A 16138-nucleotide genomic window follows, 5' to 3' on the forward strand; every position below is an offset into this window, starting at 1 on the left:
GCAAGGGGGAGGGGAACAGAGTCGCGCCCGTTGCAGCAGCTTGCCCGATCATGCGCCCTACTCCGGAAACGTCACGAGCCGCGAGACGCGGGCGAGGAGCTGGTCCAGCACCATGCCGACGACGCCGATCAGCAGGATCGCGATGATCACATTGGTGATCGACAGGTTGTTCCACTCGTTCCAGACGAAGTAGCCGATGCCGGTGCCGCCGACGAGCATCTCGGCCGCGACGATCACGAGCCAGGCAATGCCGATCGAGATCCGCATGCCCGTCAGGATCGTCGGCGCCGCCGCCGGCAGGATCACGGTGAAGGCGCGGCGCAAATTCCCGACTTCGAGCGTTCGCGCGACGTTGATCCACTCCTTCCGCACACTCGCCACACCAAAGGCGGTGTTGATCAGCATCGGCCAAACCGAGCAGATGAAGATCACGAAGATCGCCGACAGGCTGGAATCCTTGATGGTGTAGAGCGCCAGCGGCATCCAGGCGAGCGGCGAGATCGGCTTGAGGATCTGGATGAACGGATCCAGTGCCTTGCTCATCAAGGGCGACATGCCGATCAGGAAGCCGAGCGGAATCGCGATGGCGACCGCGATCAGATAGCCCAGCATGACACGCCCGATCGAGTAGGCGAGCTGGATGCCGAGACCCTTGTCGTTGGGGCCGTTGTCGTAGAACGGCCGCTTCAAATGCTCCCACAGCTTGGCGCCGACATCGAGCGGCCCGGGCATGGCGGACTTGCCTTGGGTGGCGGTCATGCCCATCAGCTTGGCGTATTCCGGGCTCATGTTGGCGGCCGTGCCGGTGCTGCGCGTGGCAAGATGCCAGGCGCCGAGGAACACGGCGAGAAGGACGATCGAGACGACGGCGGCGCGCAGCCGGAGTGAGGTGGTCATCAGCAGCCCCACCTGCCGCCGTCATCCCGGCGAACGCCGGGATCCATAACCACCGAATCCGATGGATGGATAAGATATTCTCCACCAGCCCTGCCCCACGACAGGTCACGGCGTATGGGTCCCGGCGTTCGCCGGGACGACACCATTGGCGAGGCCGACAGCGCTGCTCCCATCACGACGCCTTCTTGATCTTGAAGCTCGCGACATAGTCGTCCGGCTTGGTCGGATCGAAGCTCTTGCCCATCACCGAGAACGACTTGTAGGAATCCTTCGGCGGCGTCAGCCCCATCTCGGTCATGACCTTGCGGGTGTCGGTGGCGAGATAGATCTGCTCGGCGACCGCCTTGTAGTCGACATCGCCCTTGATCTGGCCCCAGCGCTTCATCTGGGTCAGCATCCACACCGCGAAGGACTGCCACGGGAACGGATCGAAATCGACGCGCTTCGGGTCGGTCTTCACGCCACCGATACCGTCGGCATAGGTGCCGGTCAGCACCTGCTCCAGCACGGTCACCGGCGCGTTGATGTAGTTGGCCGGCGCAATCGCCTCCGCGATCTGCTTGCGGTTCTCGGCCTTGGACGCATAGGCGGTGGCATCGACGATGGCACGGGTCAGCGCGGCAAAGCTGTTCGGCGCCGTCGTGATGAACTCGCGGCTGGCGGCGAAGCTGCAGCAGGGATGGCCGTCCCAGATCTCCTTCGAGAGGAGGTGCAGGAAGCCGACGCCGTCATAGATCGCGCGCTGGCAGATGTTGTCGGGGGCGAGGAAGCCGTCGATGTTGTCGGCCCGGAGATTGGCGACCATTTCCGGCGGCGGCACCGAGCGAAGCTGCACGTCGGTATCGGGATCGATGCCGTGCTCCGCGAGATAGTAGCGCAGCAGGTAATTATGCATCGAATAGTCGAACGGAATCGCGAATTTCAGTCCCTTCCAGTCCTTCGGGTCGCGCTTGTCCTTGTGCTTCATCGACAGCACGATGCCCTGCCCGTTGATGTTCTCGATCGCGGGCACGGTGAACGGGATCGGTTGCGCGCCGAGCCCTAGCGAGATCGCGATCGGCATCGGCGCCAGCATGTGCGCGGCGTCGTATTCCTTGTTGATGGTCTTGTCGCGGATCACGGCCCAGCCGGCGGTCTTGACCACCTCGACGTTCAGGCCAGCCTTGCCATAGAAGCCGAGCGGCGCGGCCATGATGATCGGCGTCGCGCAGGTGATCGGGATGAAGCCGACCTTGAGATCCTTCTTCTCGGGCGTGCCGGCCTGCGCGAACGCTTCGGTCGCGGTCTTCAGTGGGAAGAACTGAGAAACAGCCGCAAGCGCCGTGGCGGCGCCGACCGTCTTCAGGAACGCGCGGCGCGTGGTCACTTCCGGGAACACGGCGCGCAGCACGGCGGACGCGACGACGTTCTCGTAGCGCTTCTCGTCGCTGTCGACGACCGGCTCGCAGCGCAGCGCCATGGCGTGCTCATGCTCGGCCGGGCTGCGATGCTCGCCGCAGATACAACCGGCATTCACCCCGGACTCGGCATCGAACGGATCATCGAAAATCGACATGTGCTGCGCCCCTTTGTCACACCTGCGCTATCAGCGCCTTCAAACTGCTCATCCGGCCGCGTTTTTCAGCGGCCGGACGTGCATCTCATGCAGCTTCTATGCCGCTTTGCTGGTCAGAGCCGGCATCGGCAGACCTTCTTCGATCGGCAGGGATGGATCGCGCGACCACTCGTTCCACGAGCCGAAATACATCCGCACATCCTTCACGCCGGCGTTCTTCAGCGCCAGGAACGTGTTCGACGCGCGCGCGCCCTTGAAGCAGTAGAGATAGACCGGCGTGTCCTGGGTGATGCCGACGGTGGCGCATTCGGCGAGGATCTCGTCCTTCGACTTGAAGCGCGGGCCTTCGCCGGTCGGCTTCATCATCCGGTACCATTCGAGCCAGACGGCGCCGGGGATGCGGCCCTTGCGCGGACAGAAGTCCTTGCCGTAGGGCGAGGAGGAATCGCCGATCCACTCGTCGACGTCGCGGACGTCGAGGATCGCGATCGCCGGATTGCCGACGGCAGCGAGCATGGCTTTCGCATCGATCAGGATGCTGCCCGCCTCCGGCACGATCTTGAACGAAGCCTTGGCCGGCGACGGCACATCGGTGGTGACCGGAAGGCCGGCCGCGGCCCAGGCGTCATAGCCGCCGTGCAGCACCTTGACCTTGGGATAGCCGAGCATGGTGAGCAGGAAGTAGCCGCGGCACGACTGGCCGAAGCCGGAGTTCATCGACTGCTCGTAGACCACGGCGGTCTCCGCGCCCGACAGGCCGGCGGCGCCGAACGCGTCGGCGAACTTGGTCTTCAGCTCCTCGATACCCTCCGGGGTCGACGTCGCGAGATAGGTGAAGATCTCATGGACGTTGACGGCGCCGGGAAGATGGCCCGCAGCGTAGGCATCGGGATTACGGGTGTCGATGACGACACACGGCTCTGTCTTGATGAAGTCAGCGAGTTCGCCGGCAGTAATCAGTACGTCCGTCATGGCAGGCCTCTCCTGGTCTAAACTTCGTTGTTTGCCGTTCTCGCCGGCGTCAGCCGTCGGCGAGCATCTTGCGGAGCTGCTTGGTCGCGGGGGTGACGATCGCGACGAAATAGGCCTCGCGCAGGCGACGTTCGGCGCGATTGCCCTTGATGTAGCCGCGCGCCCCGCAATGGAGCATCGCGGCGTGAGCGGCGGCGACGCTGGCCTCGCCCGCCCGCAGGCGCAGCGCGACCACCTTGCGCCAGTAGGTCTCGTCGGTGTTGTAGGGATCACTGGCGAGTGCAGCGGTCTCCCTGGCGAGTTCGTCGGCGAGCGCGCTGAAGTCGACCGGCTGTTGCGGCAGATAGCGGTTGACGTGGCCGAGCGGCGCCTCGACCTCCTGCATGATCTTGATGCAGTCCTTGATCAGGCCGAGCGCCATGCCGGCCTGCAGCAGGATGAAGCCGGCGCGGATCTTCTTGACGAACGGCCCTGCTGGATCGGCGAGGATCAGATCATCCGGCACGAACAAATCGCGAAACTGGATGCCGTAGGTGCCGGTGCCGTCCATGGCGAGGAACGGCTGGCACGGCTGCAAGGTGACCGCCGGATCAGCGCAGTCGGCCACGAACATCACGATCTCGCCGGGCGCATCCTCGCGTTCGAAGATCGTGCCGAACATGTGGTCCGGCCCGAGGTTGGAGACCCAGGGCAGCGCGCCGCGCACGACATAGCCGCCCTCGACCTTCCGCCCCTTCAGCTTGAGCTTCTCGATGCCGAAGAAGCTCTTCATCGGATTCGAGAGCCCGGTGCCGCCGAGCAGCTTGCCGCTGGCGGCATCGTCGAGCAGACGATCCTTCAGCGCCGCATTGCTCGAATTGGCGATGTACCAGACCAGCGTGTTCTGGCACCACGCCATGAAGGCGGAGGCGCCGCAGACCTCGCCGATCGCCGCGATGGAGCCGATGGCGCAGTTGAGATCGGCTGCGCCATCTTCCGGCACATGGCTGCTCCAAGCGCCAACCTCGCCGAAGCGGCGGAGCACGTCAGCCGGGTACACCGTGCCGGCGTCGATGCCAGAGGCCAGCGGCGCGAGCTCGTTGCGCGCGATCGCCGCCACCTCCTCCACGGTCGACGCGACGGGCATCACGCCCGCCCCATCGACCGCCAGATGCTGTCCGAGTGAACCCATGATGACGCCCTCCGCTGCGCGTGGTCAGATCAGATCCCGACTTCGAGATTGACCGGGCGCGTGAAGGTGTTGGCGACCGGCGACCACTTCTTGACGTGATCGATCAGCGCCTGGACCTCGTCCTTGGAGATGCCCTCGCATTCCATGTCGACCTTGACGCGCACGTCGGTGAAGCCGACGGGCTTCTCGGACACGTCGCCCGTGCCCCAGACCGCGGTGATGTTGAGATCGCCCTCGAGCTCCAGCTCGAGCTTGTTGACGATCCAGCCGCGATGCACGGCGTTGGCGTGCAGGCCGACCGCGAGGCACGAGCCGAGCGCGGCGAGCGAGGCTTCCGACGGATTCGGCGCGGTGTCGTCGCCGAGCAGCCCCGGCGGCTCGTCGACGATGTAGGGCGCAAGGTTGCGGATGTAGTTGGCGTGGCGAAACTTGCCCTCCGCGACGGTCTTGCACTTCAGGGTCTTGATGACCTTGGGGTTGGCCTTGCCGTTGGCGATGAGCTGTTCGAGCCCGCCTTTGTCGATAGGGGCAAGGCAGCCCGTCAGCGCCGTCTTCTGAACCACAGCGGTCATCTCTTTTCTCTCCCTGGGATCGAGGATACCGAACGGTCTGTTTCCTGCACGAAGCGTGCCAGGGACCAGGGAAATCAAAAGGCGGAATGATCCTCGCGGCTTAGAAGAAGATGGCGGGATCTGGCGCGCCCTCGCCTGCCCAAGCGCCATGCAGAGTGCTGCCATCAGCGATGAAATTGAGCGCAGCGCTGCCTCATCCGCATCAGCGGCCTTGCTGACTCACGCGCACAGCGCATAAGCTTGCGCGCATGGGCAAGAAAGAGATCAAGCCGGCCGCGGGCAAACACTCAGCCAAGAAGCAGGCGGTCGCGCGACCGATCGCCGCTGGTGATGACGAGTCGGCGCGCGGCCGCCTGCTCGGCGCGGCGACGCATCTGTTCTGCAAGAACGGTATCAACGCCACCGGCATCGACGCCATCATCAGCGAGGCCGGCACGGCCAAGACCACGCTATACAAACTATTCGGATCGAAGACCGCGCTCGTCACCGCCGTGCTCGAAAGCGAAGGCAGGCAGTGGCGTGAATGGTTCATCGGCGCGATGGAGAGCGGCGGCGGCGATGCCGAAACCAAGCTCGCCCGCATCTTCCCGGCGCTGAAGAGCTGGTTCAGCGAGGAGCGGTTCTACGGCTGCCCCTTCATCAACGCGGTCGGCGAGCACGACAAGGACCAGAAGCAGTTTCGCACCATCGCGCTGCGCCACAAGAAGGTGGTGCTGGCGCATATCGAAAAGCTGGCTCGCGAAATGGGCGCGGCGGAGCCGGAGAGTTTTGCGCATCAGCTGGCGCTGCTGATCGACGGCGCGATCGTCGCCGCCATGGTGTCGCGCAATCCTGATGTCGCCGATACGGCGGGAATCGCGGCGAGCGCATTGTTCGAGCCGGCGAAGCACAAGACGGCCAGGCGCGCTGGAAAAGCAGATCCGCAGCTTGCGGCGGTGTGAGCCAATCTCAACGTAGCCGTTACGTCACGCTTTTATCTCGGCTACGAGCTGTTCGTTTGAGGAGAGCTATTTCGGCGCGTCATTGCGAGCGCAGCGAAGCAATCCAGAGTCCCGCTCACCACCCTGGATTGCTTCGCTGCGCTCGCAATGACGAGGCGAGATCGTGCCTTGCTTACGCGGATCGTGGGGCCGCGCGGGTCCGGCCGTTTAGGGAAGGCCGAGGCGAGACCTACCGGAAATAATTCGCCACGCGCTGCAGATCGGCCTCGTCAGCGCCCGCGCCATTGAGGCCCGCATCGATGATGCGGCGGCAGGCGGCGACGGTGGCCTCATCGCCGAGCTCATTGGCGGCTTCGAGAACGTGCCAGGCGGCATCGACCGCGGCGCGGTCCACGGCGTCGCGGCCACCGTGCCCTCGCCCGCTGTGGAGATGAAGTCCCATGCCATTCATCCGCGGTCACCTCTCTCGCTTGGGCCTCAATGCGCCACGGCCCGTGGCGCATGCTTGACGCCGGATTTTCCGGCATTCTTTCGCGTCTGGTAGAATTCGAGCACGCTGCGCGACGTCTGGGTCTGAAGCCGGATGTAGTCGCGCTCCAGGTCGTCCAGCTCGCCGGCCGTCATCTTGTGCTCGCGGGCGCCGAGGAAAGCGAGCGCCATCATCGTGTCCCACGAAAAACCGAGCGCCTTGGCCAGCATCAGCAGCATCTCGCGGTTGCGGTCGAACAGCGCGCGGTCGACGACGTCGACAGGCAGGCCCGACAGCAGCGACAGGCCGATCGTGACCTCGTCGACCTTGTGCGCCGTCGCATAACCGGCGATCGTGCTCTCCTGCAGATTGCCGAGGCGATGCTGAATCGTCACGGTGCGCTTGGCGACGAAGTAGTTGCGCGAGCCGGGTCCGAACTTCGATTGCAGATCGCCGGCGATGTTGGCGACCGAGCTCTCGATCTCGCCCATCAGCTCCGGGCGCTCGCTCGCCAGCCGCTTGCCGACATCGTCCGACGCCTTGGCGATCAGTTGCTGGAACAGATGGCGCGGGATGTCGAGGCGACGACCGAGATGCTCCGCCAGGATGGAGTCGTTCTCGGCGCGCTTGACCATGTGCAGGAAGCCGGAGCCTGAGAACTGGGCGCCGTGGTTGCGCGCCACTGCGGTGGCGACCTCGCGGTCGCCGCGCCGCGCCAGCACGTCGGTCACCTCGGGGCTCAGCGACTTGCGCTCGGCGATGGCGAGCAGATGCGCCTGGCTCTTGGTGCTGGCATTCTCGACCAGCGCGGCGTCATCGAGCCGCTCGGACTCGCGCAGCACCGGGCCGGCGACCCAGATCTCGTCGTCGAAGGCGAGCTTGCGGATCACGCTGGCGGGCGAATACTCGATCCTGGCGAGACGATCGGCGAGCTTGGCGCGCGCCTCGACCTCGATCTCGTCGGCGAGCCGGCCGATCACCTCGCCGAAGGTCGAAATCTCCTCCTCGCAATAGCGGCCGGCAAGCAGCAGATCGGTCGCATGCCACAGCGCCCGCTCGCGGCTGTCGGCCGTCCCACGCGCAATCGCGTCTTCGAGGTCGCGCAATACCGATTTGGTCTCGTTCATGATGATGAGCCGTCACGCCGCAATGAGGAAAGGTATGCTGCCAACTATACCGTCAAAGCACGAGCGTTCCGTAAGCGATGCCCGGCAGATTTGACCGGGCATTTTTGCTCAAATACGCCGGGGCGTATTAAGCATGACGGCTCGGCCGCAGGCTCAGCGCTCACGCATGGCGTCGTGGACATGTTCGCGCAAGGGCGCCAGCAGGAAATCGATGATGCGCCGCTTGCCGGTCAGGATCTCGGCCTTGACCGACATGCCCGGCACCAGCGCCGCCGCGCGGCCATCGACGTCGAGGGTCGCGCGATCAAGCGCGATGTGGACCATGTAGCGCAGCCGCTCGCTGGCCTCGACGCGGTCGGTCTGGTCGGCCTGGCGCTCGGTGCCCTGCACGCCGCTGGAATTGACCGGAGCGGCCTCGGCATCGCGATCGACCGAGGTCACCCTGCCGCCGAGCAGGCCATAGCGCGTGAACGGAAAGGCATCGACCTTCAGCTCGACGCGCTGGCCGGCCTCGACAAAGCCGACGTCGCGATTCTCGACCACCGCCTCGACCTCGATCCGGTCGTCGTCGGGCACGACGGACAGCAGTTGCTGCGCTGGGGTCACCACGGCTCCGGCCGCTGCGACGTGCATCTGCTGCACGGTGCCGTCGATCGGCGCGCGCAGGGTCTGCAACTCGGCGCGACGGGTGGCCTTGGTCAGCGCTTCGCCGGCGGCGCGGGCGCGCTCGCGCGCGGTCGCGAGATCGCGCATCGCCTTGTCGCGCATGTCGGCCTCGGTGGCGGCGATCTTCTGATCGAGCCCGGCGATGGTCGCATCGAGCGCAATGATCTTGGCCTTGTTGATCTCGAGCTCCGCGCGGGTTTCCACCAGGAGCTGCTGACTCTCCAGCCGCGCGATGATCGAGGCATTGCCGATCTCGCTGGCCTTGATGCGGATGTCCGCGCGCTGCGTCACCATCGGCAGCGTCTGCTCATATTTGGCGACCGTCTGCTGCAACGCCTCGCGCTCGGCGACATGCTGGGCGCGCTCCTGCGCCAACGCCGCCAGTTGGCTGGCGCGCATCGCAACCTGCGCGGTGAGCTGCGCCTGGGCGCGGGCGCGGTCGAGCGGCTCGGCGCCGACCACCAGTTCGAACGGTCCACTCTTCACGCCATCGAGAAACGCCGCCAGCCGGACCTCGTCGAGCAGGCTCGCGATCAAATCGCTGCGGGCGCGGTCGGCCTCCGCCGTCACCGCCGTCTTGTCGAGCTCGATCAGCGCATCGCCGGCGCGCACGCGCTGGCCGGGCTGCACCAGCACGGCCTTGACGCTCGCGGTCTCGAACGGCTGCACCACCTGCGTGCGGGTATGCGAGATCACCTTGCCGCTGGCGACGGCGACGATGTCGACCTTGCCGAGCACGGCCCAGCCGAGCGCGGCGAAGGTGACGGTGCACAGCGCCAGCGCGGTAATGCGCCCGAGCGGATTGGGCGGCGTCTCGGTGATTTCGAGGGCTGCGGGCAGAAACTCCTGTTCAGAGGTCTTGCCGCCGAAGGACAGGCCACGCAGGAGGCTTGCAGGTGTGCTCATCGCCCTCTCCTCAGCGGCCCGCGGACTGGATTCGGTGCAGGGTCGCATAGCGGCCGCCGCCGGCCACCAGCTGGTCGTGCGTGCCATCCTCGACAATGACGCCGTTCTCGATGGTCAGGATGCGGTCGGCGCTGCGCACCGTCGACAGCCGGTGCGCGATGATCAGCACGGTGCGGCCGCGCACGATGTCGCGCATATTGGCCTGGATGATGCTCTCGGATTCGTAGTCGAGCGCCGAAGTCGCCTCATCGAAGATGAGAATGCGGGGATCGCCCACCAGCGCGCGCGCGATCGCGATGCGCTGGCGCTGGCCGCCGGACAGCGACACGCCGCGCTCACCGATCACGGTGTCGTAGCCCTGCGGCATCCGGCAGATGAACTCGTGCGCGCCGGCGAGCTTCGCCGCCTCCACGATCTTCTCCATCGGCAGCGCGGGATCGGCGAGCGCGATGTTGTCGCGGACCGAGCGGTTGAACAGCACGTTCTCCTGCAACACGACGCCGATCTGCCGCCGCAGCCAGGACGGATCGAGCACCGCGGTGTCGATGCCGTCGACCAGCACGCGGCCGGCTTCCGGCTGGTACAGCCGCTGCGCCAGCTTGGCGATCGTGCTCTTGCCGGAGCCGGAGGGACCGACGATGCCGACCACCTGCCCTGCCCCGATCTTGAGAGAGACCTCGCGCAGCACCGGCTGGGTGTTGAGGCCATAGCGGAAGGTGACGCGCTCGAACTCGATCGCGCCGTCCAGCGGAGGCAGGTTCTGCTCGGCGCCGCCGCTCTTCGCCTCCACCGGCGTGTTGAGGATGTCGCCGAGCCGCTCCACCGACAGGCGCACTTGGTGGAAATCCTGCCAGACCTGGACCAGCCGCAACACCGGACCCGACACCTGGTTGGCCAGCATATTGAAAGCGACGAGTTCGCCGACCGTCATCCTGTTGGCGATCACGAGGCCGGCGCCAACAAAGAGCGTCAGCGCGCCGATGCCCTTGTTGAGCAGGCCCGCGGCCTGGCTCGCCCAATTGCCGATCTGCGACGCAGAAAACGACGCACCGACATAGCTCGCAAGCTGCTCCTCCCAGCGCCGCTGCATCAAGGGCTCGACGGCCATCGCCTTGATGGTCTCGACGCCGGTGACGCTCTCGACCAGGAAGGCCTGGTTCTCGGCGCCGCGGCGGAATTTCTCGTCGAGCCGGGTGCGGAACGCCGGCGTCGTCGCCAGCGACAGCAGCGCATAGACCGGCAGCGTGCCGCAGACGATCCACGCCAGGGTCGAGCTGTACAGGAACATCACGCCGATGAAGACGGCGGCGAAGGCGAGATCGAGCACCAGCGTGATCGAGGACGAGGTGATGAACTGCCGGATGGTCTCGAGCTCGCGCACCCGCGCGACGCTGTCGCCGACGCGGCGGCTCTCGAAATAGGCCAGCGGCAGCCGCATCAGATGCCGGAACAGCCGCGCGCCGAGCTCGACATCGATGCGGTTGGAGGTGTGCGTGAACAGATAGGTACGCAGGCCGGACAGCACGGCCTCGAACAGCGCGATCAGCGCGAGGCCCGCGACCATCACCTCCAAGGTCGACAGGCCGCGATGCACCAGCACCTTGTCGATCACGACCTGGAAGATCATCGGCGTCGCCAGGCCGAACAGCTGGATCACGAACGACGCCAGCAGCACCTCGATCAGGATGCGGCGATATTTTCCGATTGCGGCGACGAACCAGCCGAAATTGAAGCGGCGCGCGGTGTCGGAGAGCTCCGCGCGCTTGGCGATCAGGATGAGTTGGCCGGACCAGACGGCTTCGAACTCGGCAAAGCTCAGCAGGCGCGGTCCGGCATCGGCGAGCCCCTGGATCAACACGCCGGTCTCGGTCACCTTGCCGATCACCGCAAAGCCGCCATCCCTGAGCACGGCCACCGTCGGCAGCGGCGTGGACTTCAACCGCGCAACTTTGGACGTGATCAGCCTGGCCTTGACCGGAAAGCGCGCAGTCGCGCGCAGGAGATCATCGATGGAGAGCGCATCGCTTCGCCCGGCCTCATGCTGAATGCGCCCGGGATCGGCGACGATGCCGAGCAGATGCAGCGAGAGCGCCAGCGCCCATGCGCCCTGATCCGTACACGCCTGCATCGACTGATCCCGCCTCTCGGTCCGACGTCCCCGCCGCAAGCCTCCGGGACCTGCGTTCGCGTGGCGTTAAGTCGGATGCTTAACGGGGACTGCACGCATCCGTGGCGCTACGGGCCGGCAAGACCTGGTCATCTCCCCATGCAGATCACGTCTGGCGTCGTTCCTGGGCGCGCGCAGCGCGAGCCCGGAACCCATACCCACAGGGAGCGGCTTTGAGGTACACTCGTGGTGGGCATCTCGCTCCACGACACCGTTCTGTGATTATGGATTCCGGGCTCATTCACGCACAAAATGGCTTTGCCATTTCGCGCGCGAATGCCCCGGAATGACGGAGACTGGGGTTGCCTTCGGCGGATCACGCCGCCATCGGCATCGCCAGCGTGCGCTGCTGCAGGGTCTGGCCTTGCGTGAACGCCACGTTCGACGAGCCACCGTCCGTGAGCGAGGCGATCGCCTGGACGAAGCCGGATGCGGCCGCAGAGAGGTCGTTGGCGTCGGAGACGAGCTTCAGCCCCGACGACGTCGTGGTGGTGCTCGCCGCGAGCTTCTTGGCGTCGCCGACATTGTCGATGGTGATCGTATCGCCGGCCGCAAGCAACGTCGCGAGGCTGACCTCGAACGTGGTCTGCCAATACTGCCCGGCCGCCGAGCCCCAGGGGTTGCGAACCTGCAGCATGCCGGTGGCGCTGTTGTAGCCGTAGATCGACATGGCATGGTTGGCGACCAGGGTGGTCTTGCCGGTCGAATCCTTGGCGTTGGTGTAGGACGACAGGATCACGTCGTCGCCCGCCGCAAGGCTGGCCGCAATGGTCGCGAGCACGCCGGAGGTCGAATTGCCGGTGGTATAGTTCGTCACGCCGAACGACGAATTATAGACCACCTTGCCCCATGAGCCGCCCATGGCGCGGAAGTCGGTGATCTGGGTCGCGCCGGTGATCGCCTCCAGCGCGATCTGCGGGGCACCGCCATTGCCGATCGTGGTGTAGGAATTGCCGTAATTGATCGAGTTTCCAGTGTAGACGCCGCTGGCCTGCAGCTCGGCATAGGCTTTCTCGGCGAGGCTCGCCCAGATCGCGCTGCCGCCATTGTTGAAGATGGTGCCGCCATTGGCGAGCGCGGTGTTGACGGTGACGTAGCGCGCGGTGCCGTTGACGTAGAAGCGCACGCCATAGGTGCCGTTGCCGTTGCTCGTGAACATCGACGAGATGACCGACTGCTCCTTGTAGGCTACCTCGGCGAGGCCCGCGAGCAGGTAGCAGTCGCCGAGATAGCCCTGGTTGATGTCGTTCATGCTGGCGCCGGCGGCCGAGAACAGCGGCTTGGTCGAGTTCGAATACGAGACCGAGAACTGCGTGCTGCCGAGGATCACCTTCGACGACGGCAAATCAGTCCCGAGGAACCATTTGCCGATCAGTTCGGCGAACTGCAGCTCGGTCGAACCGGTCGCGAGATTGCCGAGCGCAACCGAGCTCGCGGCGCCGCCGGTCCAGGTCGCGTTCCCTGCGTTGCCGTTGACGAATGCCTGCGTGACATAGGTCAGGTAGCTCGACGTCGACACGCCGTTGTTCAGGTTGGCCGCGATCGTCTTGAGGTCGGCGAACTGGCTGGCGCTCAGCTTGGTCTTGGTCGCAGCCAGCGTCGCGTCGACGTCGGTGAAGACCTTGAGCAGTCCGGCATAGGTGACGGTGCCGTTGGTGATCGCGGCCGTCATGTCGGCCTTGATCTGGGCGTTGGTGAGCGTGTTCACCCAGGCCGGCACGGTGCTCTTGGTCGCGGTGGTCGCAGCGACGGCGGTCGTGCTGATCGTCGGCGTCGTGACGCTCTTGGTCGTGCTGGACGCGGTGGTGACGGTCGCGGCGACGCTGCAGAAATTGCCATAGAGCGCGATCCCGGCCGACGGGTCCGCAGCCGGCGCCGGAGGCGGCGCGGCCGCTGTCGCGGGGGCCTGGGTGAACAGCCACGTCTTGGTCAGGTCGGGCGTGAACCAGGTGTCGGTCTCGAACAATCCGGTCGGGTCGCTGGTCTGGTCGGTCTGCGGCTTGCGTAGGCCCTGCGGCAGGATCGGCATTGGTCGAGGCTCTCCGTGAACGATGGGACTTGTCGTGACCGCCTTCGCGATCGTCCCGCCATCGTTCGCATCAGGCCTTGCGGCAAAGCTGCGCGATCCGTTCAAGTTTTAGAAATTTGTCGCGATCAGCTGTATCCCAGCGCCGTTCGCCCGGTAGGAGTTTACGGATCGGCGGCAAATGATACGGAGACCGTATTAGTACCGGGTGCGATGGGCGTGCTCGAGCGCGCGACGCCAGCCATGAGCATTCGCGCGTCGAGGCTGCCCTGCACCATCCAGTTCAAGGTACGACGCTGAGAACGCGCGCTTCCGCGCCCGCAACGGATCGCATGTCGGACCCCGGCGGGCATTCGGCAAGTGCCCGGTCAATCAACCTGATGGCTGCCGCTTCGCGGTTCTGCTGCAGCATCAGCTCGCCGGCAAAGAAGCTTGCCTCACAGCGCCGCAGCCGTCGTGTCGCGCCCCCGCCGCGGTCGGCTGCCGCAAGCACACCATCGACCGTTTCCTCCCCGAGATACAGACGCAAGAGCGGCGCGGGCCAATGGCGCATATCGAGCCGCCTCGCGTGGCTGGCGAGTTCGCTGGCATGGCCAGCGCGCCGGCGCGCCAGATCGAGCCACAGGGCGGTGTCGGCATTGCCGGGATCGATCGCGCTGAGCCGCCTGAATCCGTCTTGCGACTGCTCCAGCAGGCCGGCCTGAAAGCTTGCGATTCCGAGCCCGCGATAGGCGCGCGCACGGTCGCTGTCGCGTCGCAACGCCTGATCCGAGCCGGACAAGGCCAGCGGCTCGTGGCTGCGCAGATCGTGTGTCACGCGATTGAAGGCGGAGAGCGGATCGATCGAGGCAGCGGCGATCACCTGCTTGTAGTCATCGATCGCATGATCCAGATCGCCCTTGTTGAAATAAGCGCCGGCGCGCGCCAGACGAGCCTTGATCAGTTGCGCGGCCGCCGACCTGCTCTGCTCGATCATGATCGTGCAGCCGGCAATGCGCGAATCGACGTTCGCTCGGTTCGTGCACCGCGCTGCAGCTGCGTTCGCTGATAAGTTGAAGATCAGACAGATGACCAGCGCCTGACCTATGAGCAGGCACCATCGTCGCATCGCCATGTGTGTCCCCCTGTTGTTGTTGTGGTACGGGGATGTTACCTGGGCCGACGAGACGAACCACAATCGGTAATTGCATTCACGGATCATCGTTCAGCCGGTGTTAACGGCTTCGCGGAGTCGTCCGTTCGCAGCGAGATGATGATCCCGTCATCGTTGTGGGGTCGCAGGCGGACAGGCGATCGATTCTGCCGGGCAAGACCCAAGCGAAAACACGATCAGCTACTTCGCCTCGGCAATCAGCACCTGCAGCCTGACCAGCTCGGCCTCCAGGTCCGCCTCGACATCCGCCGTCCGCACTTCGGTCACGCGATAGTCGCGGCTCTCCAGCCACGCCTTGCGCTGCGCGCGGTCCGCCACCACGCCTTCGCTCTCGTCGGTGCCCACCAGTTCGATCGCGAGGCGATGGATGAAGGAGACGAAATCCGGGATGTGGCGGCCGACCGGGGTCTGGCGCTTGAACTGGCCGGCGAAGCGGCGGTCGCGGGACAGCGCGTGCCACAGCGCGCGCTCAGCGTCGGTCGGATTGCGGCGGAGCAGCCGCGCCAGCCCGCGCAGCGATCCCCGCGAATCCGGCAGATTGGCGACCGTACCCTGCTCGGCGATCAGCGCGCGCAGCCGCGTCGCCTGCGTGCTGTCGAGCACGCCGCCCTTGGCCGGACCCTTCCGCCCCTCGGCGATCGCCATGATCACGCCGTGGAGCGTATGCATGTCCTGCTTCGTCGGCTCCATCCGGAAGAAGATGTTGCGCAAATTCACCAGCATGGTCTCGCGCTTCTCGGCCGGGCGCAGGAATTCGACCCGGTCGAGCTCGCGCACGAGGTTCTCGAAGAACGCCTCCAGCTGCTCTTGGGTGGCGCGCTCGGAGCGCTCGGGCATCGCAAACGGCAGCGCGCCTGATGTGACCAGCTTGAACCATTCATAGCCCATCAGCAGCACGGCCTGGGCGAGGTTGAGCGAGGCGAAGCCCGGATTGACCGGATAGGTGATGATGCGGTTGGCGCGGGCGACCTCCTCATTGGTCAGCCCGGACCGTTCGCGGCCGAACAGGATGCCGGCCCGGCCGCCGGCGGCGATCTGGCCCTGCATTTCCTTCGCGGCCGCCTCCGGCCCCATCACCGGCTTGGCCTGGTCGTGGGAGCGCGCCGTCGTCGCGAACACCAGGTCGAGGTCGGCGATCGCCTGCGGCAGCGTATCGAACAGCCGGACATGGTCGATGATATGGTCGGCCCCGGCCGCCGCCCGCTGGGCGGCGATGTTCGGCCAGCCGTCGCGCGGGTTGACCAGGCGCAGCTCGGTCAGCGCGAAATTGCCCATCGCGCGCGCGGCCATGCCGATGTTCTCGCCGAGCTGCGGCTCGACCAGGATCACCACCGGTCCTGCGATCTCAATTCCTGCCTTGGTCTTGTCGGTCCCCGACACGATCGGTCCTCAACTTCCATGTCAGATGAGCGCCGCTGCGGCGCCCTGCCCGCTCCGTTGGCCCGGCGGAGAAGAATTCTCAAGCAAAATAATTGGCTTAAGCCGGAATTTTGCAGTTTGCTCGAAATGGCAGGCG

At 65.6% G+C, this 16138-nt stretch carries 13 protein-coding genes; 1 reads left to right on the forward strand and 12 read right to left on the reverse strand.

Annotation, left to right across the window (positions count from 1 at the left end; translation table 11 throughout):
- Nucleotides 1-57 precede the first annotated feature (57 nt).
- From ntrB to ACQR1Y_RS03510, 5 genes are all read right to left on the reverse strand, one after another.
- A complete protein-coding gene (gene ntrB / locus ACQR1Y_RS03490) occupies nucleotides 58-897 on the reverse strand; it encodes a nitrate ABC transporter permease (protein WP_434875413.1) in 840 nt (279 codons plus the stop codon).
- 172 nt (nucleotides 898-1069) lie between these two features.
- Entirely contained in the window at nucleotides 1070-2452 is a 1383-nt protein-coding gene (locus tag ACQR1Y_RS03495) for an ABC transporter substrate-binding protein (protein WP_434875412.1), read from the reverse strand.
- A 96-nt stretch (nucleotides 2453-2548) separates the two neighbouring features.
- Complete coding sequence (locus ACQR1Y_RS03500) at nucleotides 2549-3424, reverse strand: sulfurtransferase (RefSeq protein ID WP_434875411.1); 876 nt, start codon at nucleotides 3422-3424, stop codon at nucleotides 2549-2551.
- A gap of 49 nt (nucleotides 3425-3473) precedes the next feature.
- A complete protein-coding gene (locus ACQR1Y_RS03505) occupies nucleotides 3474-4595 on the reverse strand; it encodes an acyl-CoA dehydrogenase family protein (protein WP_434875410.1) in 1122 nt (373 codons plus the stop codon).
- 29 nt (nucleotides 4596-4624) lie between these two features.
- Complete coding sequence (locus ACQR1Y_RS03510; RefSeq protein WP_434875409.1) at nucleotides 4625-5167, reverse strand: OsmC family protein; 543 nt, start codon at nucleotides 5165-5167, stop codon at nucleotides 4625-4627.
- Between the two features lie 248 nt (nucleotides 5168-5415).
- Between ACQR1Y_RS03510 and ACQR1Y_RS03515 the strand changes: the two genes are divergently transcribed.
- The gene (locus tag ACQR1Y_RS03515; RefSeq protein ID WP_434875408.1) at nucleotides 5416-6108 is read left to right on the forward strand and encodes a TetR/AcrR family transcriptional regulator; all 693 of its coding nucleotides are present in this window, start codon (nucleotides 5416-5418) and stop codon (nucleotides 6106-6108) included.
- Between the two features lie 229 nt (nucleotides 6109-6337).
- Here ACQR1Y_RS03515 and ACQR1Y_RS03520 read toward each other — a convergent pair whose 3' ends face one another.
- The 7 genes from ACQR1Y_RS03520 to ACQR1Y_RS03550 all read right to left on the reverse strand — a co-directional run bounded on the left by ACQR1Y_RS03520 (nucleotide 6338) and on the right by ACQR1Y_RS03550 (nucleotide 16002).
- Nucleotides 6338-6559 carry a hypothetical protein gene (locus ACQR1Y_RS03520; RefSeq protein ID WP_434875407.1) on the reverse strand — a complete coding sequence of 74 codons (222 nt, stop codon included), beginning with the start codon at nucleotides 6557-6559 and terminating at the stop codon, nucleotides 6338-6340.
- A 26-nt stretch (nucleotides 6560-6585) separates the two neighbouring features.
- Nucleotides 6586-7704, reverse strand: coding sequence for a DUF2336 domain-containing protein (locus ACQR1Y_RS03525; protein ID WP_434875406.1), 1119 nt, complete (start codon nucleotides 7702-7704; stop codon nucleotides 6586-6588).
- Nucleotides 7705-7857: 153 nt separating this feature from the next.
- Nucleotides 7858-9276 (reverse strand): HlyD family type I secretion periplasmic adaptor subunit, encoded by a 1419-nt coding sequence (locus ACQR1Y_RS03530; RefSeq protein WP_434875405.1) that lies wholly within the window; start codon nucleotides 9274-9276, stop codon nucleotides 7858-7860.
- 10 nt (nucleotides 9277-9286) lie between these two features.
- Nucleotides 9287-11404, reverse strand: a complete 2118-nt coding sequence (locus ACQR1Y_RS03535) for a type I secretion system permease/ATPase (RefSeq protein WP_434875404.1) — start codon at nucleotides 11402-11404, stop codon at nucleotides 9287-9289.
- Between the two features lie 355 nt (nucleotides 11405-11759).
- Nucleotides 11760-13472, reverse strand: coding sequence for a C2 family cysteine protease (locus tag ACQR1Y_RS03540; protein WP_434858432.1), 1713 nt, complete (start codon nucleotides 13470-13472; stop codon nucleotides 11760-11762).
- Nucleotides 13473-13752: 280 nt separating this feature from the next.
- The gene (locus ACQR1Y_RS03545) at nucleotides 13753-14583 is read right to left on the reverse strand and encodes a tetratricopeptide repeat protein (protein ID WP_434875403.1); all 831 of its coding nucleotides are present in this window, start codon (nucleotides 14581-14583) and stop codon (nucleotides 13753-13755) included.
- Nucleotides 14584-14802: 219 nt separating this feature from the next.
- Entirely contained in the window at nucleotides 14803-16002 is a 1200-nt protein-coding gene (locus ACQR1Y_RS03550) for a TrmJ/YjtD family RNA methyltransferase (RefSeq protein ID WP_434875402.1), read from the reverse strand.
- Nucleotides 16003-16138: the final 136 nt, after the last annotated feature.

The organism is Bradyrhizobium sp. HKCCYLRH3099 (assembly GCF_051167855.1).
Classification (GTDB): Bacteria; Pseudomonadota; Alphaproteobacteria; order Rhizobiales; family Xanthobacteraceae; genus Bradyrhizobium.

Bases quoted from the DNA above. Each gene is read 5' to 3' on its own strand.
- ntrB (WP_434875413.1), bottom strand. From the start codon at position 897: ATGACCACCTCACTCCGGCTGCGCGCCGCCGTCGTCTCGATCGTCCTT.
- ACQR1Y_RS03495 (WP_434875412.1), bottom strand. From the start codon at position 2,452: ATGTCGATTTTCGATGATCCGTTCGATGCCGAGTCCGGGGTGAATGCC.
- ACQR1Y_RS03500 (WP_434875411.1), bottom strand. From the start codon at position 3,424: ATGACGGACGTACTGATTACTGCCGGCGAACTCGCTGACTTCATCAAG.
- ACQR1Y_RS03505 (WP_434875410.1), bottom strand. From the start codon at position 4,595: ATGGGTTCACTCGGACAGCATCTGGCGGTCGATGGGGCGGGCGTGATG.
- ACQR1Y_RS03510 (WP_434875409.1), bottom strand. From the start codon at position 5,167: ATGACCGCTGTGGTTCAGAAGACGGCGCTGACGGGCTGCCTTGCCCCT.
- ACQR1Y_RS03515 (WP_434875408.1), top strand. From the start codon at position 5,416: ATGGGCAAGAAAGAGATCAAGCCGGCCGCGGGCAAACACTCAGCCAAG.
- ACQR1Y_RS03520 (WP_434875407.1), bottom strand. From the start codon at position 6,559: ATGAATGGCATGGGACTTCATCTCCACAGCGGGCGAGGGCACGGTGGC.
- ACQR1Y_RS03525 (WP_434875406.1), bottom strand. From the start codon at position 7,704: ATGAACGAGACCAAATCGGTATTGCGCGACCTCGAAGACGCGATTGCG.
- ACQR1Y_RS03530 (WP_434875405.1), bottom strand. From the start codon at position 9,276: ATGAGCACACCTGCAAGCCTCCTGCGTGGCCTGTCCTTCGGCGGCAAG.
- ACQR1Y_RS03535 (WP_434875404.1), bottom strand. From the start codon at position 11,404: ATGCAGGCGTGTACGGATCAGGGCGCATGGGCGCTGGCGCTCTCGCTG.
- ACQR1Y_RS03540 (WP_434858432.1), bottom strand. From the start codon at position 13,472: ATGCCGATCCTGCCGCAGGGCCTACGCAAGCCGCAGACCGACCAGACC.
- ACQR1Y_RS03545 (WP_434875403.1), bottom strand. From the start codon at position 14,583: ATGGCGATGCGACGATGGTGCCTGCTCATAGGTCAGGCGCTGGTCATC.